This window comes from Chlamydia sp. 17-3921 (genome assembly GCF_902705545.1).
Classification (GTDB): Bacteria; Chlamydiota; Chlamydiia; order Chlamydiales; family Chlamydiaceae; genus Chlamydia.
Map to the genome: position 1 here is coordinate 1 of NZ_CACSHH010000010.1, position 20,752 is coordinate 20,752.

Sequence of the window (20,752 nt, forward strand, 5' to 3'; positions counted from 1 at the left end):
ATCGTAAGATGCTTCGTAACTTTCACTCTCATCGTAATAAGAGTTGATTGGCGAGGTTGTCATAACTGTATCCTGTTGTATTTTTTCTCTCTAAGGAGAGCTACAGAGGGAGAGTGAGAGATTGAAAATCAAAATTTTTCAACCCCTCGGAAAAAATGATGAGATAGATAATACTCGAGAAATCATATTCTTGAAAAGAAACTCTGTACAAACTTTATGATTTCTTTTTCTTTCAGAAGAGATCAGGCTTTCTAAAAACTAGAAAAGTCTAAGGCTTTTTCTTTTTTTTAATCAGAGAAAGAAAATTCCTTTTTAATTTATTTGGTTCTTTTTCTGGAGTTGGTTTTTTCTCCCCCGACTTTTCCCCCGACTTTATAGGAGGTTTCGGTGTTTCTATTAATTTAGGCTCTTCTTGTAATTTAGTCTCGCTTTGAACATGACTCTTTTTTTTCTGCAGAGACTGTTCTAGTTGCTGTTTTTGCATATTTGATAGATTCAATTTCTGTTCTAGTTTTTTATTTTGATTTTGTAGTGATCCGACAGTTTCTTCTAGCTTCAAGATTTGTTGTTTTAGAGATTTTTTTAAATTCTCTAATTCTTTTTTTTCTTTTTGTAAGCGTTTTTTTTCTGCTTTTTCTTGTTGGAGTTCTTTCTGTAAATTTTTTAAAGTGAGAGCCAGCTTTTGATGTTCTACGCTTTGCTGTGCTTTACTTTGAGACATACGCTCGCTTTCTTTGTTTTCTTTGTCTAAAAGCAGTTGTTCTTGTTGTTGTATTGCTTGTTTATCCTTTGTCGAAAGATCTTGTAATTCTTGTATTTTATTCTCTATACGTTGTTGAATCTGCTCCTTTTTCTTTTTTTCTTCATCTAGAGTTTGTTGAAGTGCTAGAAGTTCTTGTTTTAAGGCCTTGAGATCTACTTTGATTTGATTTTTTTTCTGTTCGTGATTTTCTCTTTCCTGTTGAACGTGTTTCTGTTCGTCTTGCTTTTCTTTTAAAGAATTTTGGAGTTGTAGGAGCTCTGCTTTAATTTTCTCAAGATCTTCTTCAGTCCCTTCCTTGCATAGAGGAAGATCATCAAGAGTTGGAAGCGTTTCTTCTAATTTTTCTTTTTCCTGCTCTAGAGCTTGTTGGGTTTTTATACATTGTTGTTCTTGGTTTTTGAGGTCTTGTTCTTTTCGAGATGTGTTTTCGATCTCTTTTTCAAGCTGTCGACATTCTTTTTTCAAATCTTTTCTTTTTTTCTCTATATTTTGTTTTTTTTCTATAAGGAGGCCTTCTTGCTGTTTTGATTCCTTTCGTTGTGTGATAGCTTCTGCAAGTTCTTTCTTTATCAGAAGAAGCTTGTTCTCGAAATCGTTACGTAATAATTTTAAACGTTCTCTTTCTGCCTCTATTTCTTGCTTCTTCTCTTCTCCTTCTGAATCTTGTTCGGCTACTATATAGGAATCGGCATATTTTGAGAGTAAGTCTTGGTAAGTTGTATTAAGAGATTCAAGTCTTTCTATAACTTCATTATAACGATCTTCTAAGAGTTTCTGGTCGTCTAAGAGTTCATTATATTCTGCAACTAACTCATTATATTTTTTTAATAACCCATTATATCGAGAGTGCACCAAGAGATTTTCTTCCTGAATAGCAAGTGATTTTAATGGTAAACGAAGTGCTATTCCTTTAGTAGTGGCACATAAAGCAAAGCAAAGAGCTAAAAGAATTAAGGCTCCTCCTGCAGCAAAGAGACCTAGAAATATTGGGTATGAAAGAAATTGAAGAACTGCCCCTAGAAATCCGGCGATTATACAGGCAAGTCCCAAAACAAAAAGAACTAAAAAAGTAATTTTAGAAGTGGTGCACTTTTGAAGACACGAAAGTGGCCGTGTCTGGATAACTTCTGTTGAAACTACCCCTTCATTTGTTGGGGGGGGGGGGGGACGTAAGATGTTTTCATAAAATTTTTCTATTTGGTTATTTCTTTCGAAGGAGAAGTATAGTCTCGTCAGTATTTATGTCGGAGATTATTTTTATAGCTTTTGTTTTTTACTTATAGGTAGAGGCCGAATGTATTGATGAACGATTGTCTAAAAATTCTCATTACTTTAATGCTAAATAAGCTAGAACTAAAGGTAATCGGAGAATAAATAGCCTTACCGTTGACGTAGTGTAAATACTACAAGGGAAACATTTTTGAGAGTTTTTTAGCTGGAGATAGACTCTTTATTATTTTGCGTTTCACTTAAATTCTGTGCCTCTAATAGCTTTTGGTAAAATTCTGTAATAGCAACTTTTTCTTCTATGAGTTCATTACAAGCATTCTCCAAATTACAAATTTTATTTGTTGTAGATTCTATATGAGCATAAAAATTCTTCATAGCACAGAGATTTAAGCCAAAAGCTAACATAGTGAAAATTACGCCTGCAACAAATACTCCAGCCCAGATTACCTCTGGGAGGTAAAGGACTACAGCACATAAAACGCTAGCTATCATAAGAAGCATTCCTAGGAAAAACAAAGAAACATGAATTATAATTGAAGAGTTGCGATTTTGATGAAATGTTAATTTTTCTTTGAAAGAAGATATTGAAAGTTTTTCACAACATATTTTTGAGGACATAAAATTTGTTATAATTTTCATGATCTAACCTCTTTGAAAAGCTTTTATAGTATTGTAAGGGAGTTTGTTCTTCCATTGGTTGATAATTATTCAAATTGAAAGACTGTTTGTGCTCATCTTTTTTAAGAAAATTTAATCTTTTATTTGTTTGGATAGCCTGTCTTCTAATTCAAGTGTCTTGGTCATTTTGTGGCTTAACTTCCTCCTATAGCAGGAGGTATTGGCTTGATAAATCAGTATTTTCAAGTCTGAGTTTATGTATAAGATGACAAGAGAAGTAAGGACATGTCCAGTAATAATATTGTTGGTTTTGGTTCTTTAAATTTATTAAACAAGCTTCTTAGAAGCGTATCTTTGTACCTACAGAGCCGTTATATTTTTGAGATAGATAGCCTAACTCACATGTAGCATTTCCAAAAAGTTCTATACTGTGAAAGAGAACGTAGTGATTTGAGAACTGTATAAGAATAACCTGAGGTTCAAAATCTCGCGCTTGAGTTTCCCAAGAGATTCCGTTAGAAAGAAGAGTTACGGAGCTTTTGGTTTGTTTATGAAAAATATTAGGAATATAAGCAACTGAGAGATTTATAGAATTTGCTGTTTTATATCCATGTCTTTCAAATTTAATTCCTGTAGGGATCCAAATACTAACAAGGTTTGTAGCTCCAAAATCTCGTGCTTCATTTCCCATTTCTTGAAATGAAGATTGGTCAACATAAACTCCTTGAAGCTTTATAAAAGGTGTAATTCTACAAGTAGATCGAGGATGTCCTCCTATAATAGGAACTCCTGTAGCAAATTCTCCAGACCAACAAGTGCTAGACCATTCACTTTCTTGACTGTTCGTGAAAGTATAATCTGTTTTTAAAGTGTTTGTTGTGATGCTATAACCTAGCTTTGCAGAACATAAAGCTGCAAGAGTTGTTTCATCTGTAATTTGTGTATATAGAGTGCCAAATTGCGTTGTAAAAACATTTTGAGAAATTGCAGCGTCTTGAGATTTTCCGTAAATCTTTCCTCCAGCTATTCCTAAAAGGTTTGCTGAAAAAAGTCGGATATTTAATCCAAGCATGCCACCAGAACTTTGATGTCTATGTAAGCATTCTTTATTTTCGTTACATTGTTCAAAATAGTTTGCGAGTCCAGCAATCCAAGCTCCTGTTGATGAACGAGAATTTTCTATGCTTGATTCTAGAATAGTGTGCACAGCCTGCATGTTGGTTGCAGAGTCCCACAGACTTGTTGGAACTAAAGTTCCTAAGCGCTCAGGATTCAAAAGATATCCTGTCGGCTCCCAAGTAAGAGAAGCTTTTTTAGAAGCAAAAGAGCTGGCTTCTGAATTGGCAAACTCATCCCATTTAATACTCCATTTTCCCTGATAGCCATGATGAAACTCTTGATTTCGAGTAGAAAGATAAGCTTCTTCTGAAACGGTAATGTTTTTGAGGTTTTTAGCTTTCAATTCAAGAGCTTCTATAACGAAACCTTGTTTAAGGTCAGGATGCTCATAAAAATCTTTTCTTGAATTTCGTAATATTATTGGACCTTTTAAATTGATTTTTCCTTCTTCTGTATTTGTTACAACGCAAGCCGCTTGCTTTGGATTCGCGTCAGTAAGATTTAAATGAAGGTTTGTTATAGTTGCGTTCCCATCACATTTTAAAGTCGTACTCCTATCCATACGAACTATAGAATCTTCATCTTGAGAGAAGGAGGGCATTTGAACAATTGCATCGGATTCTAGAGCTAAGATTCCTGCTGCTAAACGAACATTCTGTTTAAACACGGAAGTGAGATTTTCTGGTGTTTTATCTTGATTTGGGAAAAAAGCTCCAGAAAAACGAAGCGTTCCTTTGTAAGCTTTAAGTCCTTCTGAAGCATTCATTACGAGCTCTTGGTTTACCGCTCCAAATTGCTTCAAAGGATCGTAAAAAGAGATATGATTTCCTTCAGTAGCTCGTAATTGTAGAATATGCGCCCCTCCACGGAGATCTACAGAGTTTCTAACAATTTTAGATTGTGAAGAGATGGTATTTCCTTCGAAGATAATATTTCCGAAGTCTGCAGATAAAGAAAGAGTTCCTCCCGAGGCTATGGCTATGGCTCCTCCAGCGGGATTAACATCATGATGGGCATGATTGTTTTTAAAAAGAGTAGATAATCCTGAAGAGAGTACTAACTTGTGTGCATAGATAGCACCACCATTGCCTTGCGATGTATTGTTGGAGAAAGTAATAAGATCATTTCCTGATAAGATTACTGTAGGAATAGCTTCTTTAGAGCCTAAAAGATGGGGACAGTAAATAGCTCCGCCATTTCCAGTTGAAAAGTTATCGGAGAATAGAAGGTGGTTATTATTTTGTAACAAGATGGACCCTATACTATAGAGGGCTCCTTGTCCTGTCGATGTTGCTGAAGGAGTACAGATAAAAGCAATATTTGTAAATCCTGATAGAGTCAAGCTATGGCCAGGAGCTAGGTTGCTAATAGCTGCTCCTAGGGCATTGGATTGGATATTATCAAAATATAAAGAGTAATTGTTTCCAATAAAAGCAAGATTTCCTTCTTTATTGGTAAAGCAATTTCCAATTTTATCGAAAGGGAATTTTGCATTTAAAATATTTACATTTCCTGAAAGAACATATGAGGTTCCCCCTGTATCTATGGAGACTTTTGGAGATGGGAGATAGTTGTCTTGTTCTGAAAGGTAAATAACGCTTGCAGAAGCGTTTAGAGATGAAGCTAGAGCAAAGATAATACAGGAATAACGGAAAGTAACCATATTTTGATTTTAATTAAACTTAAAAATAGAAACTTTAATCAAGAGAGAAGAAAGAAATCAAGAGAAATACAGAAAAGAAACCACTAGTAGATATAGAGTCTACCAGTGGCTTGAAGAAGGTGTTAGAAGCGAAACTTACTTCCTATATCAATACTATAGTTTCGAGAAGAATCTCGAATTTCTGCTGAGCCATGTCCAAATAATTCCCATCGGGAATCAAGGATATAGTTGTTTGCTCCACGAATAAGAAGAGCTTGTCGTGCAGGATTTGTTGCATATGTTTCCCAGGAGTCGCCGGTAATCATGAGTGTTGCTCGACAGTGAGGACTGTGTCGATAAACGTCGGGAATATAAAATACTGAAAGATCGTAAGCTCCTTTAGAATTTTGGTAATCTTTTTCTAATTTTATTCCCACAGGAATGGATAAATTTAACAATTTACTGCTTCCAAATGATCTGGATTCAACTGTAGTTTCCGAAAAATTAGATTGTTGAGCATAGGCCATGTGAACTTTGATTAGAGGGGAGAATTTTGTTAGAAAAGGTAAAGGATTCATTAGAGTTCTGGGTAAGCTTGCGCTAATTTCTCCAGAAATGAATTCGTTACTCCAAGATCCTTCTGCTTCAGGATAGTTTGTATAACGGGTTTTCATCGTGTTATTGGTATGTCCAAAAGTAATCTGTACATCCATTTCCATAGGGATCTCTTCAGGGAGCTGAGATGTGAATGCTGTAGGGAGTTTGGATCTTCCTAAAGTAAAGAAATCTCGGGGGCGTGCAGTATGGGTATGTTGGAAGAATAATAATCCAGCATAAGTCTGAGCTTTATTTTTAGTAACATTATAGTCTTTGTCCTTAAGATAAAGTTGACAGAACGCCAAAGTAAACGCATCATCTTTTGGCGTGCGAGCGCTTCCTGCTAAAGTAAATCCAGCAGCTATATGGCGGTATCTTTTGTTGGTTTCAGACTTATCTTTATGGAAAAAGTTGGCTATACTTGAAACCCAGAAGCCTTGACGATGTTCTACGCCAGTAGTACAAACTTCCATCATCTGATGTAGTGCACGCATATCCATAAAAGCTCCCCATAAAGTATTAGGAACTAAAGAAGCTCTTCTTTCTGGATTTGGAATATAACCTGTTTTTGTCCAAGTAACTGTGGCGGTTGTTTTGCTTGTTGTTCCTCCAGTAGGTGTGGCAGTGTCCCAAACAACAGACCAGTTTCCTTGGTTCCCGTAATGGTTAGCATCTGCAGTATCTGGAACAACTATAGGAAGGTTCGTTGAGGGAATTGCTGTTGGGGTAACGAGTTCTATAAGGTTAAAAACTTGAGAAGTATTCAGAGAATGATTTTCATAAGCATTACCATCTTTATCGGTTAAAATAATAGGACCTGAAAGAGTAATAGTTTTTCCTGTAGCAGTAGTTTCTATTGTAGCACGTTGTGTTCCTGAGATAGAATCGAGATTAATTGCGAGATTATTAACAACAATATCTTCTTTTGTTGAAGTTAATTTTGTCCCCACATCCATAAGAAGTTGAGAGGAAGATTCCTGTGTGAATTTATGGACTTCAAAGGTAACGCCATCTCTTAAAGCAAGAGTTCCATTTTTTAATACTACAGGATGAACAAACGAAGATTTCGAGTTGCTGGGATCAGTTTTTTCTGTTGTAGAGAGTGTTTCTCCAGAAAAAACAATCGTTCCCCTAAAGACTTTTCCTGTTGTCGCATCCGTTTCGTTAATATTTAGAGGTTCCGGTGTAGTAGTGGTTGTCGTTGTGGTTGTCGTTGAAGCTGTGAATTTAGTACGTACTGTTGATGATGAAGTAGATGATGGCGATGCTGGAGCAGATGGTGATGCTGGAGCAGAAGCTGCTGCTTCTGACGTAGTCACAGGATCAAAAAAGAAAATGCTGTTTCCTGTAACAGCACGTAAGGCTGTAATTTTTGCTCCAGATCCTAGATCAATAGAATTTCTTTTTGATGATATAGAGGTATCTCCAGAAGTATTCGTAAGATTTCCATCAAAGATGATATCACTACCTTCTGCTGAGAGACTGAGTTCTCCACCACTAGCAATGGCAATAGCTCCTCCTTTAGGAGAAGTTCCAATAACAGTATTTTTGGTAAAGAAAACTCCAAGACCTGGTGCTGAAGCTAAAACTAATTTGTTTGTATAGATAGCTCCACCACTAGAATTGGCGAGATTGTTTGTAAAAGTAAGATTTCCATTTCCTGTAAGTGTGAGAACCGGGGTAGTTCCTTCTGTAGTGCTTGAACAAGAAATTGCTCCACCTTTACCACTTCCAGCATCTACAGCTTGATTGGAATCAAATGAGACACTTTTATTTTTAGTTATAGAACAGTTTGCACTAGTATAGATAGCTCCACCTTCTGTTCCTGCGTGGTTATTAGTAAAGGATAAGGTTCCTATATTGGATGTGATATTTACATCTCCAGTAGCATAAATGGCGCCACCTTTTTTCTGTGTAGCTGCAGAGTTTTTGATAAATGAAATTGCAGAATTGCCAGTTAAAGATAGTTTTTTAGTTGAGATTGCCCCGCCATCTTCTGAGGAATAATTTTCCATAAATAAGATTTCGGTAGTATTTTCTAAATCTAGGTTTCCTCCGCATTTAATAGCACCTTTCCCTGCAGAAGAACTTGTTGATGGAGGTGTTCTAAGAAAAGAAAGTTGAGAAAATCCAGAAAAAACTAAATATTTATTAGCAGCTGTAACATTTATTGCAGCTCCTTCTTTGCTGGATTGAATATCACTAAATAGTAAAGAGTGGCGATTTCCTAAAAAGCTTAGGCTTTCTGTAGCATTAGAAAAACAACTCTGAGTAAGAGGTGTTGTTGCTCCTAAATTGATAAAATGAACATTTCCAGAGAGAGAATAGGTTGTCGCATCAGTATCTGTTTTCCCAGAAAAGGAATTGGTATCAGTATTTGTCTTCCCATCTATGCTATCATTCGGAGCCAAAGTTTTATCCGAGGCTAAAAGAGCATAAAAAGAGGTCGATGTCGTTAAAGCTGAAGATATTACCAGCCAGGAAAGAAAATTTTTCATATCAAGAAATCTTTTAAGTTAGGAACTTTTGCTCTCATAACAAAAAAGAAACAAAGAAATCAAGAATCTACTTTTCGGCTGGTTGCTCATTAAAAACATCCTGCTTGCAAAAAACAAGATATTTAGAAAGCTTATAATTTAGTTTAGAACCGGATTTTTCCTCCAAGATCTATGTTATAGCTTCTTGAAGAGCCTCGAAGTTCATAAGCAAACTGGCTAAACATTTCAACTTTAGGTGTGAATGCAAAGTGATTTCCTGCTCGGAGGAGCAGAGTTTGCCGTGCAAGATTTGTTCCAAGAGCTCTCCAAGAATCTCCACTAATCAAAAGAGTTGTTTTAGTGTTTGGATTATTACGAACAATATCAGGAACATAAGCAACAGTAAGATCGTAAGAAGCTGTTTCATTATTCAGAAGTTTTTCAAGTCTTACACCGACAGGTACAGCAAGATTAAAGAGATTACTGCTTTCGAAAGAACGAGCTTCTGTACTGGTTTCTTTAAAGTCTTCTTGATGAGCGTAAGTTAACTGTATTTTCATAAATGGAGAGAAAGAATTTAACCATCGCGTATGTTGTGTTGGAACAGGAACAAGTCCTCCAATTTCAATACCAAAGCCATCACTATTCCAACTACTTTCAACTTCGGGTAAAGTTGTATAGGAAGTTTTCATATCATTAGTGGTATGACAATAAATTAGTTGTGCGTTGAACACTAAAGATAGTGGTTCCAAAGAGCTATAGTATCCTTCAGGAAGTAAGTTTGTGATATAGTCCATACGACCTATATGCTGAAAGTTTATAGCTCCAGCATAAGCTGTAGTTTGGTCTTTTGTAACTAAACGATCTTTATTTCTTCCAAAGAGCTGGCAAAAAGCTACATTAAAGATGTCTTCAGATACTGTAGGTGTAGTAGCTCCAATGATATAGCCTGAAGATTTATAACGGAATCCTTGTTGGGATGGAGTGTTATTTCTATTGAAGAAGTTGGCAATTCCTGATCCCCAAATACCTCGTTCTTCGTTAATTGCATAGGTGCTTCTGTTCATGACATCTTGAATAGCTCGAATGTCAACAAAAGATCCCCAAAGGCTATTGGGAACTAAGTTTCCTCTTCTTTCTGGATTTGGAATATAACCTGTTTTTGTCCAAGCTATAGTTGCTGTTTTTGTTTTAGGATCTGATGTAGTAGTATCACTATCTACCCAAGTAGTTGCCCAAGTTCCTTGATAACCATAATGCGTTGGAGTTTCCAGGGTAGGAGATTCAGGAACTTCAGAAGTTGTTGGTGTATTTTTAGAGGATAATTTTACAAAACCATAAGTTTGTGGATTTCTTAAATCATGGTTTTCATAAGAATTCCCTTGATTATCCATTAGAGTAATAGGACCTGAGAGAGAGACTACTTTATCTGTTGCTGTTGCAGAAAGTGTAGCTTGGCCATTATTTAGGGAATCCATGTTAATGGCTAAATTTTTAACAGTGACTCCTTCTGTGCTTGCTGATAGAGTAGTTCCAACGTCCATAAGAAGAGTAGATGTCGCTTCTTGATCGAATTTATTCGTATCAACAGTGACACCATCTTTCAAAATAAGTGTTCCACCCTTTAAAGTGACAGGTTGTTTAAATGTTGATTTGCGATTACCCTCTGTAGATTTTTCTGTTTCAGAGAGCCTTTCTCCAGAGAAAACAATGGATCCTCCATATGTTGTAGAAGAGTCAGCGGGGGTCTCATTAATGTTTAAGGCACTCGATGCTGTTCCTTCTCCTGTAACAGGATCATAGAAGAAAATAGAATTTCCGGAAGTTGCTCTAAGAGTTAAGAATTTAGCATTACTCCCTAAATCAACAGAGCTTCTTGTAGCTGTTCCATTATTAATAACTTTATTGTCATTGAAGGTAATATTACTGTTGTCTGCGGAAATACTAATTTCCCCATCATTAGCAATGGCTATAGCTCCTCCCTTGGGAGAGGTTGTGTTTTCTGCAGAGTTATTAGAAAAAAGAATACCATCTCCTTCTCCAGAAGATAGAGAGAGTTTTTTTGCGTAAAGTGCTCCACCACTACCTTTTGCTATATTGTTTGTGAAAGAAATTTTTGAATTTCCTGTGATAGAAAGAGTCGGATCTGTTCCTCCATTCGTCTTGGTACAGCAAATGGCTCCGCCATTTCCTGTTGTCCCTTTTGCTGTGTTCCCATCAAAAAGGACAATTTTATTCCCTGCAATAGTGCAGTTGCCTTCTGCACAAATAGCACCTCCTGAAGTATCTCCAATATTACTTATAAAGGAAATTACACCTAAGTTCGATGAAATGTTAGAAGTGCTGGAGCAAAAAAGCGCTCCTCCTTTTTTGGCTGTTGTTGCAGAGTTTTGAAGAAAAGAAATAGAACCTGTATTCCCTGTTAATTCTAATGTTTTTGTGGAAATAGCTCCGCCATCTTCTGCAGAGAAATTATTAGAGAAAACTATAATGTGGCTATCTTTAAGATTTGTTGCTCCTTTAGAGATAATAGCCCCCTTACCAGTTGTTACGGTGGTTGCAGGAGATAATACGAAAGAAAGGTTATGGAATCCTTCTAGAGTCAAAGACTTATCTGCTGTCGATACGTCGATGGCACCGGGATTGGCTCCTGCATCAATAGTGTTAAATGACATGGAGTGACCATTGCCGTCAAAAGTTAAATCTCCAGAAGCTTCTTTAAAACAAGATGTTGTGAGAGCTGTTCCTTTACCTGCATTAGAAATAGACATATCGCCAGTAAGAGAATATGTTGTTCCTTCTGCTTTTGTTGTGCTTTTGGGAGTGAATGTGCTATTTGCATCTCCGTTATAACTGTCTGTTGGACCTAAAGGGATAGTTTCTGCAAATACTGAAAAGTTTGAAAGTGGGAGAGCTATAGCTGAGGAGATTAACAGCCAATACAGGGAACATTTCATAACGATTTCTCTAATACATTAAGGTTATTTTGCCGATAAGGTAAATGTGAAAAAAAGTCTATCAAAAAGAGTAGATGAATTTTTTTTCTTTTAGAATAAGACTTTACTTCCAAGATTGATGTTGTAGCTTCTTGAAGAGCCTCGTAATTCAAAAGCAAACTTACTAAACATTACAAGATTTGGTGTTGCGGCATAGTGTGCTTCTGTTCGAGAAATAACAGCTTGTCTTGAAAGATTTGTTCCCAGTGTTTTCCAAGTAGCATCATTCATTAAAAGTGTTGTCATGCTATAGGGATTCTTACGATAAATATCTGGAGTATACATAAATGTTGTGTTTAACGTTGCTCTGGTCATTTTGCTCTCAAAAGTTATACCAATAGGAAGAGAGACATTAATAAGATTAGAGCTATCAAAAGATCGAGCGTTATTACCAAGCTCTTTGAATTCTTTTTGATGAGCGCAAACAACTTCTGCTTTGAGGATAGGAGCTATACTATAAAAGCTTTTGAATCCCTTGGAAAAATAAAACGGCATGGTACCGATAAGTTCCGCTGCAAAGCAGTCATTGCTCCAACTACTTTTTACCTCTTCAGGAACAAAAGTATAGCGGGTAGTCATGTCGTTATTTGTGTAACTATAGCTGACTTGAGCTTCAAAAATGAAATCGTGAACGTTTTCTTTAGCAAATTGATTATCAAAGAAGAACCAAAAAGGATGATAGAGATAGCCTGCATGCTGGAAGTACAAAGAGCCTGCATAAATTGTAGAGTAATTTTTTGCTAAAAAATGATCTCTGTCATTTCCGTAGAGCTGACAAAAGGCGAGGCTAATAATATCTTTCGAAGAGAGGAGTTTAGATGTTCCTATTACATAGCCAGAACTTGTATGTTGGTATCCTCGATTAGTGAGAGTAGAATCTTTATGAAGAAAGTTCGCAAGTCCAGCTCCCCAGAGACTCCAAGGGTTTTTCCCCTCGTGGAAACTTGTTTTTACAACTTGTTGAAAAGCACGAATATCGATGCATGATCCCCAAAGGATATTAGGAACCAGAGAAGTTACTCTTTCCGGATTGGGAATATAGCCTGTTTTTTCCCATGTTAACGTTGCTGTTTTTGAATCTGTTGCTTCTGTCCAAGATACAGACCACTTTCCTTGATAACCGTAGTGTGATTCAGGATTAAAGAGAGTTGGATCCAAATTTTCTGTATGGATATTGGTAAGAGTTGTTGAAAGCTGTAAGAAAGAAAAAACTTTGTTTTGATCGAATGTTAAATTTTCGTAGGCTTGTCCCGAAGCATCAATAAGAGTAAGACGTCCTGATAGATTTATGTTGCTTGTTGTAGGAGCTTTCAATGTTGCTTTTTTTGTCGTATCTAATGAACCTACATTGATTGTAAGATTTGAAACGCTTAAATTCCCTTCGCTTTCTAACGTTGTACCTGTATCCATAATAAGAGAGGTAGTTTCATGTTGCTGAAAGCTACTTGTTACAAGTATAGCTCCATTTTTAAGAACTAAGCTTCCACCGACCAGTGCCACAGGTTGTTTAATTGTTGATTTAAGATTTACTTCTTTTAAGGCTTCTTCTGCGTTCAGTTGCTCTCCAGAGAAAACTATAGATCCTTGATAGGTGGGATTCCAAGGAGTATCTGCAGCATTAATTTCCAATGTTTCTGTTGCTGCTGTTGTTGAAGAAGTTGTTATAGGGTCATAGAAAAAGATCGCATTTCCAGCAGATGCCCGTAATTTTGAGAATATTGCAGAATTTCCCATATCGAGAGCATTTCTTGTTATTGTTTTTGTGGGGTCTGTTCCTGTTATGAGTTTGTTCTCGGAAAAGGTAATATTTCCAGCATCTGCAGAAAGACTTAACTTACCAGAATCCGCGATTGCGATTGCGCCACCTTTAGCTGAAGTACTATTCGTTACGGAATTGTTTTTGAATAAGGTAGGGCCTTGAGCTGATAAAACTAGTTGATTCGTATAAATGGCTCCACCATTGCTTGTGGAAGAGTTAGAAGAGAATGTTAGGTGTTGGTTCCCTGAAAGAGTAAGAATTGGGGCAGGTGTTGCGGGTACAGTAGTGGTTGCAGCCTTGCTGCAATAAATAGCTCCACCGTTTCCTGTAGTTCCTGTTGTGGTGTTTCCCTCAAAGCTTACTACATAATTATTTGTAATAAAGCCATTGCCCTCACAGTAAAGAGCTCCACCTAATGCTGCAGAATTTCCTATGAAAGTAGCAGACCCTTGTGTATCACCAATTTTTGCTTCTCCCGTAGTATAGAGAGCTCCACCATTTGTTGTTGCAGAGTTCTTTTGAAATGAAAGAGCTGTGTTGCCACAAAATGTTATAGTATTAGCATTGAGGGCTCCGCCACTTTCTGTGGTTGCATTTTTGTCAAAAACTACATTTTTATTTTTTTGAAAGAGAGCAGGGCCTGTAGCTTTAACAGCCCCTTTTCCTCCTGTAGTAGGAGAATCAACAAAAAATAAATCAGAAAAATCTGACAGTTTTAAGATTTTTCCTGTAGCCGTATTGCTAATAGCAGCTCCTTCTGTAGAGTTAGCATTGATAGTATCAAAACTTAGAGAATATCCGTTGCCAATGAAAATTAGATCTCCTGCTGTTGCTTTGAAACAACTTCCTGTGAGTGGGGTTGGATTTCCTGCGTCAGAAATGGAAACGTTCTCTAAAAGCCTTAGGGTATTCCCATTTGCATCAGACAATTGCATAGGAGAGAATACTTCGGGTCCTTTGAAGCTATGTTTTGCAGTAAGATCGTTAGTTGCTGCAAATGCTGAGAAATTAAAGGAAAAAGAGAGAGCTGTAGTTGAAGAGATTAAAAACCAATAAAACGAGGTTTTCATGACAGAATACTATGGGTAGTTTCAAAAGATATTTGATCGAATACATCAATAAAATAAAGAAATCAAGGGAGAAAGGTAGAAGTAAGATGTTTAGAATTCTTCCCAAGTTGAATTGGGAAGAATTATTAAAATACAAAACTTGTTCCTATATCAAAGTTATAGAGACGAGAAGAACCACGGAATTCAAAAGCAAATTGACAAAACATCTCTAGAAAAGGATTAAAGCGAGAATGATTTGTAATTTGAGTAGAAATTGTTTGTCTTGCAGGATTAGCTCCCAAAGTTTCCCAGCTATCCCGGCTTACTAATAAGGTGGTGAAGTTGTCGGGGTTTTGACGATAGGCATCTATGGAATATGTCAACGCTAGAGATTGTTTGCTTGAAGAGATTTTAGATTGTCTTTCAAATCTCATTCCCATAGGAATGGAGAAGTTCACTAGCTTGCTGGGTTCAAAGCCTCGGCTTTCTGCAGAAGCTCGTTCTTGAAAGCGTTGTTGGCGGCCATAGATATACTGAGCATTGACGAATGGAGAATAATCTATTTGCCAAGATGAAGATAGAGATTTTGGAGCTAGATTTGCGCCGACTTCTATTCCGAAGTTGTTGTTTCTCCAAGATCCATGTGCTGTAGAATAACGCGTATAATGCGTTTTCATATGGTTGTCGGTATGTGTATAGGTAAGATGAGCATTGAGAATCACATTCTGTTTTTGCGGCGCTGTAGAGAGAATTTTTGGTGTTGTTTGGGCTTTTCCCCAGAGGGTATTTAAAATGTTGAATAAGGGAGTTGTGTGTTGGTAATAGAGCGTTGCACCATAGGTATCAGAATGATTTTTGGTAACCACATGATCCTTATCTCTTCCTGAGAGTTGACAGAAAGCAACTGATAGGAGGTCATCAGATGGCATGATTTTATTTCCACCTAAAGCATAACCTCCACTTAAATGTCGAAAACCTTGCCTCGATCTTCTTCTGTCTTGATGATAGAAATTCGTAATTCCTGAAATCCAAACACTTTGTGGTAAATAGGTATGCTGAGTATGGTTTTTCATAAGACCATGAATAGAGCGCATATCTATAACGTTTCCCCAAAGGCTATTGGGAACTAAAGAAGTGTTTCTTTCCGAATTGGGAGTGTAACCCGTTTTAGTCCAAGAAACAGTGGCAGATTTTGTTGTTCCCGTTGTCGTCCAGTCTAAAGACCAGTAACCTTGATAACCATAATGTGTTGAGGGATCCAAGCTTGTTGTTAGAGGAATCGCCGCTACAGAAGCGACTCCTGTTCCGCTTGTAGAGACTTCAAGAAGAGAGAACATTTGAGGATTTCTTAGAGTATGATCTTCATAGAAATCACCATATTCATCTACAAGTCCTACAGGGCCAGTTATTGTGATATTTTTATTTTCCGGAGTTTTAACTGTAGCCTTTTTGCCATTACTTAAAGAGGATAGATTGATGTTGAGGCGATTTAAGGAAATGTCATCACTTGTAGCTTCTAACGTTGTTCCCGTATCCATAACAACAGTTGCTTGCTCATCCTGGGTGAGACTACTCAACTTAACTGTGACACCTTTTTTAAGAACTAACTTTCCATTAGCTAGTTTTACAGGAGATTTGATAGTTGATACCAGATTTTCTACTACTGCAGTTTCTTCTGCATTGAGCTTTTCCCCAGAGAAAACTATAGATCCTGTGTATATTGTTCCATCAGCATCAGAAGGATTTAATAACAGTGTAGAAGGAGGAGTTGTGGTTGGAACTGAGGCTGGTGCCGAGGCTGTTACAGTTGGCTGTGGTTGAGGCTGTGGTACTGGGGGAGAAGTAGGTGTTGTACTATGGGTTATAGGATCATAAAAGAAAATGTTGTTTCCCGCAGATGCTGCCATCATGCTAATTGTAGCATCATCCTCTAGGTTTATAGCGCTTCTTTTTACATTTGTTGCATCAACGATTATCGTGTTGCCTAGAAAGGAAATATCTCCTTTATCTGCAGAAAGTACAAGAGAACCTTTTGGTGCAATCGCAATAGCACCGCCTTTTCCAGGATTCGTTGTACTTCCACTTTTATTGAAAAGGAATTCTGTTGGACCATTTGCGATGAGGAATAGTTTTTTGGCATAAATAGCTCCCCCATTGCCTTCGGCAGAATTGTAACTAAAGTTGATAGAAGCATTTTCTTCAAACTTAAGTTCTGGATTGAGTGTGGATCCATTCGCAAAACTATTTATAGCTCCACCATGAGCATTTTCTCCTGTTGTAGAGTTATTGATAAAAAAGATTTGACCATTACGCTCGATATCAGTGGATCCTTTAGAAGATAGAGCACCACCTCCAGATTCCTTGGCAGAATTGTTAGTAAAGATTAACGAACCTAAATTTTCTTGAAGAGTCAATGTCGTTTCACTTGATACAGCTCCGCCTTGTTTATCGGAGGTATTTCCTTGAAACGTTATGTTTCCTTTTGTGCCTGATAAAGAGAAGTATTTGGCTTTAAAAGCTCCACCGTCGTTTGTAGAAAAATTGTTTAATGCAAGGAAATGATCTACTTTAGAAATTGTTAATCCCCCTCCGGAAGTAGCAGCTCCCGAGCCTGTGGTCACTGTGCTAGCAGGAGCATTTTTAAAAGTAAGACTATAAAATCCCGAAAGAGTTAAGTTTTTGTCTGTTGTAGTCTTGATTGCTGTAGGATGGGCTCCAGCATCAATAGTGTTGAAAATTAAGGAGTGGCCTTGTCCTAGGAAGGAAAGGTGTCCAGCTGTATCGTTGAAGCAGCTTTTTTCTAGCGGAGTCGGAATACCTGCAGAGTAGATAGAAATATCGTTAAGAAGAGTATAGGTAGTCCCTTCTGCATCACTAGTTTCTTTTGGAGAATAGATGGTGTTTTCTGTTCCATCAAAGCTTTCTTTTAGATCGACATTAGCTGCTTGAGCAGAAAAATTTAGAGAGAAAAAAAATAGAGCAGGAGAAAAAAATAACCAAGAGCTTGAGGGCTTCATCTGTAATATGCTTTTTTTGAAACTAAAGAATTACTCGAGCCGATACTACAAAGAAAAAAAGAAATCAAGAAACAAAGCTTTGATGCAATTTATAGGAGAAAATTTTTCCTTTACCTAAGTCTCAACCCTAAAAGAAATATCTTGCTTTGCAATCTGCATTATAACTCCTTGAAGAAGAACGAATTTCAGCACCTCCACATATAGAAACTTCAAGATGTCTTCCTAATCTATGGTGAGAAGAAACTTGAGCTTGGAAGCCCTGTCTTGCAAGATTTGTTGCAAATGTCATCCAAGAAACTCCAGTAGCAGGCATAGATGTGTGGCATTCAGGTGTATCCCGATAGAGATCAGCATTATAAATAAGTGTAAGGTCGAAAGCATGTGGAGAGGATTCCGTATGCTTCTCTAACATAATTCCTATAGGGAGAGAGAGTTTTATCAAATGGCTGCTTGAGAAATTACGAATGTTTGTTGCTTCTGCAACTTCTTCAAAGCCGATCTGATTTGCGTAAACAAATTGAAGTTTTACAAATGGAGAATAGGTGATGTAATGATTGTCAGCTTTAATCGGCATGTAGTTGGAAGATTCGAAAGCTATACAATGATTGTCCCATGTACTTTTGCCATGCTGCGCATTGACATATCGAGTTTCCATATCATTATTAGCTCGTGCATAGGTTACATGAGCTTTCATAATGACTAAAGTCTCTTTGGGGAATAGAGGAAGGACTCTAGAAAATGCGTGATTACGCAAAAACTCTGGAAGAGTCACGGATTGCGTATGTTGTGCATAAAAAGTCCCTGAATAGACTCGAGATTTGATATCAGAAATTGAGTAATCTTTAGATTTCCCAAAAAGTTGAGATACTGCGATTCCCATAATATTTCCTGAAGGGATATCTATACCTCCTCCAATAACATAACCCCCAACAATATGTCTAAAGCCGCTGCCGACACTCGCTTTACGGTTTCGATGGAAGAAATTGGACGTTCCCGCAATCCATATGTTGTTAGGTGCAGCATTATTTATGTTTGTTGCAATTATGTTTTGAATTGCCAGGGTATCTTGTGTGATGTTCCATAAAGAGTTTGGAACTAAGAAAGCATGGCGTTCTGGAAGAGGAATATATCCTGCAGATTCCCATTTAGCAGTGAGTACTGTTTTACCTTCTGAAGTGACAGTTGGTACAAGAACCCATTGACCTTGATATCCTGAAGATGAAGGAAGATCTCCAGAGGGAGTCATGCTAAAACCTGAAACGTCAACGCTTCCTCCAGTTCCTGCAGAAAGATCGAAAATAGGAATGCTAAAGTCGTGACCAAGAGCGGGGTTCTCGTAAGATCCCATATTATTATGATATTTCAGACTTCCTGTAAGAGTAAGTTTTCCAGAAGAGTTATTTACTGCAATTTTGATAGGTTTACTTGTGGGATTGATTGTATCTATGTTTACAGAGAGATTAGTAATTTCTAAATTTCCGCCATCTGTAGACGTAGTCTCTAAGGTTGTTCCTGTATCCATAAGAATTATAGAATCAGGATTTTGTTTTAGAGATTTAACGGATAAGCCTGCACCGTCTTTTATTACAAGACTTCCGTTTTTTAATTCCACATCCTGTTCTAAGTTACTAGTAGCACCTGTAGGATTTTTTAATAATTCTTCAGTAAGCTTTTCTCCAGAAAAAACAATCGTTCCTGTATGTGGAGTCTCTGTTCCTGTTGTAGATGCTGACATGTAAGGTAGTATTGAGGAGCTTGCAGAGTCAAAAAGAATACTCGCATTTACAACTGGAGTAACACTATTTGCTTCTGCAGGAACTATTGGAGTTGGAGCATTGATTATAATTTTTGGTGCTATTTCTGTAGTTGTAGATTTGGCTATCGTAATGGGATCATAAAAATAAATTGTATGACCATGATCAGCCTGTAGGGTCATAGTAGAGTTGTCACCTAAGTGAATTGCATTGGGAACTATTGTTCCATCAGCTGTTTTTATAGTATTGCCTTCGAAGATAATGTCCCCACCTATTGCTGATAGAGTAAGAGTTCCTCCATTGGCAATGGCAATAGCTCCTCCTTGACTTGCACTATTCTTTAAGAAGGTTGTTGTGCCTCCTGCAGAGATCGTACAATCTTTTACATAAATAGCTCCGCCAGAAGTTGTAGCTGTGTTATTTGAGAATGTTATTGTTCCGTTCTCTGTTGCGGAGAATTTGGTGCCATAAATAGCTCCTCCCGATGCTGTTGCAGAGTTGTTATCAAATGTTATACTTTGGTTTTTAGAAAGTACAACTCCCGTTTGAGTTTTATCCGTTGTATTTTCCGTTGTATTTTCTTCATAACAGCATAAAGCACCTCCACAACCATCAAGGTTTGGTGGAGTTGTTGTGTCTGCGACTTCTGTTTCTTCTGTTGCTTTTTCTACTACTGTTGTGTCGCCAGTTGCTGATATGCTCCTCCAATCAAGGAACATAGCTTTCCTATGAAGCATTGTTACTACTGAAGCCGTTCCTTCTGGGGAGGAAGAAGGTTGTGATACTTCAGTATTAGAAGTATCAGTACTAGAAGTATCAGATGTTGGTGTATCGCTTGGCTCTGATGTAGCAGTAGAAACTGCTTTGTTGCTACTTTTGTTGCTGCTAAAGACAACAGAAGTATTTTCTGAAAGAGAAAGTTTTCCTCCAGAAACATATACGGCCCCACCAGTTTTTGCTTTGTTGTCTTCAAAGGTAAGCTTGTTCTTTGTTTTACTCATATTGAGAGTATGAGAACAGATTGCACCTCCTTTTTCTGTATTGCTGTTGCTTTTGAAAGTAACGAATGCATTTTCAGAAAAAATCGCATCACCATCTGCTCTATTTGCAACAAAAACAGCTCCCATGCCCAATCCCGCAGCTGCTTCGCTTGATGGAGATTTAATGAATGAAAGAGTAGAAAAACCTGAAAAAGTTAGAGGCGTAGCTTGAGTTGGAGATTCTGTGGATGTACTTGTATCATTTGAAATAGCGGCGCCATGACAGCCCATAAGGTTTACGGATTCAAAAATTAACGAAAAACCTGCTCCAACAAAAGTTAATTTGCCAGCTGTATTGCTGAAACAGGTTTTAGCTGCTGTGTGGCCTGTTTGAGGAGGAATATTTTTAAAGATCACGTCGCTTGTAAGAGTATAAGTCGTGCCTTCCGCATCAGTAGTTTTTTTACTAGGAAAATCTGGTTCTCCCGAGGCTGATCCTTCAAATCCCGTTGAGAGATCTACGGCAAATAGACTCCATGAAGATAAAGAAAGTGCAGAAGAAACTAAAAACCAATGGAAAGGACGTCTCATATTCTAAGCTTGTGTAATTAAAAATTGTTATAATAAATAAGGAAGAAGTCAGAAAAAATCAAGAAATAGCTTTACATTTGAAAACAACGAAGAAAGGAATTTACGATCAGTCAGTGTTTTATTAAAGCAAAACACAAAAAACTTATCATACCTCGCCATA

8 protein-coding genes are annotated in these 20,752 nt (G+C 37.3%); all 8 read right to left on the bottom strand.

Annotation, left to right across the window (positions count from 1 at the left end; all coding sequences use genetic code 11):
* Positions 1-268: 268 nt before the first annotated feature.
* The 8 genes from JMS40_RS02750 to JMS40_RS02785 all read right to left on the bottom strand — a co-directional run bounded on the left by JMS40_RS02750 (position 269) and on the right by JMS40_RS02785 (position 20,592).
* Positions 269-1,813, bottom strand: a complete 1,545-nt coding sequence (locus JMS40_RS02750; RefSeq protein WP_201456752.1) for a hypothetical protein — start codon at positions 1,811-1,813, stop codon at positions 269-271.
* 381 nt (positions 1,814-2,194) lie between these two features.
* Positions 2,195-2,632: a hypothetical protein gene (locus JMS40_RS02755; RefSeq protein ID WP_201456753.1), complete on the bottom strand. Its 438-nt coding sequence runs from the start codon at positions 2,630-2,632 to the stop codon at positions 2,195-2,197.
* A 319-nt stretch (positions 2,633-2,951) separates the two neighbouring features.
* Positions 2,952-5,393, bottom strand: a complete 2,442-nt coding sequence (locus JMS40_RS02760; protein ID WP_201456754.1) for an autotransporter domain-containing protein — start codon at positions 5,391-5,393, stop codon at positions 2,952-2,954.
* Positions 5,394-5,515: 122 nt separating this feature from the next.
* Positions 5,516-8,467, bottom strand: coding sequence for a polymorphic outer membrane protein middle domain-containing protein (locus tag JMS40_RS02765; RefSeq protein WP_201456755.1), 2,952 nt, complete (start codon positions 8,465-8,467; stop codon positions 5,516-5,518).
* Between the two features lie 143 nt (positions 8,468-8,610).
* On the bottom strand, positions 8,611-11,403 hold the full coding sequence (locus tag JMS40_RS02770) for a polymorphic outer membrane protein middle domain-containing protein (RefSeq protein ID WP_201456756.1): 2,793 nt from the start codon (positions 11,401-11,403) through the stop codon (positions 8,611-8,613).
* Positions 11,404-11,493: 90 nt separating this feature from the next.
* Positions 11,494-14,271, bottom strand: coding sequence for a polymorphic outer membrane protein middle domain-containing protein (locus JMS40_RS02775; RefSeq protein WP_201456757.1), 2,778 nt, complete (start codon positions 14,269-14,271; stop codon positions 11,494-11,496).
* Positions 14,272-14,396: 125 nt separating this feature from the next.
* The gene (locus JMS40_RS02780) at positions 14,397-17,267 is read right to left on the bottom strand and encodes a polymorphic outer membrane protein middle domain-containing protein (RefSeq protein ID WP_201456758.1); all 2,871 of its coding nucleotides are present in this window, start codon (positions 17,265-17,267) and stop codon (positions 14,397-14,399) included.
* Between the two features lie 127 nt (positions 17,268-17,394).
* A complete protein-coding gene (locus tag JMS40_RS02785) occupies positions 17,395-20,592 on the bottom strand; it encodes a polymorphic outer membrane protein middle domain-containing protein (protein ID WP_201456759.1) in 3,198 nt (1,065 codons plus the stop codon).
* Between the last annotated feature and the right edge of the window lie 160 nt (positions 20,593-20,752).

Excerpts from the sequence above, each read along its gene's own strand:
- JMS40_RS02755 (WP_201456753.1), bottom strand. The coding sequence starts at position 2,632 with ATGAAAATTATAACAAATTTTATGTCCTCAAAAATATGTTGTGAAAAA.
- JMS40_RS02760 (WP_201456754.1), bottom strand. The coding sequence starts at position 5,393 with ATGGTTACTTTCCGTTATTCCTGTATTATCTTTGCTCTAGCTTCATCT.
- JMS40_RS02765 (WP_201456755.1), bottom strand. The coding sequence starts at position 8,467 with ATGAAAAATTTTCTTTCCTGGCTGGTAATATCTTCAGCTTTAACGACA.
- JMS40_RS02770 (WP_201456756.1), bottom strand. The coding sequence starts at position 11,403 with ATGAAATGTTCCCTGTATTGGCTGTTAATCTCCTCAGCTATAGCTCTC.
- JMS40_RS02775 (WP_201456757.1), bottom strand. The coding sequence starts at position 14,271 with ATGAAAACCTCGTTTTATTGGTTTTTAATCTCTTCAACTACAGCTCTC.
- JMS40_RS02780 (WP_201456758.1), bottom strand. The coding sequence starts at position 17,267 with ATGAAGCCCTCAAGCTCTTGGTTATTTTTTTCTCCTGCTCTATTTTTT.
- JMS40_RS02785 (WP_201456759.1), bottom strand. The coding sequence starts at position 20,592 with ATGAGACGTCCTTTCCATTGGTTTTTAGTTTCTTCTGCACTTTCTTTA.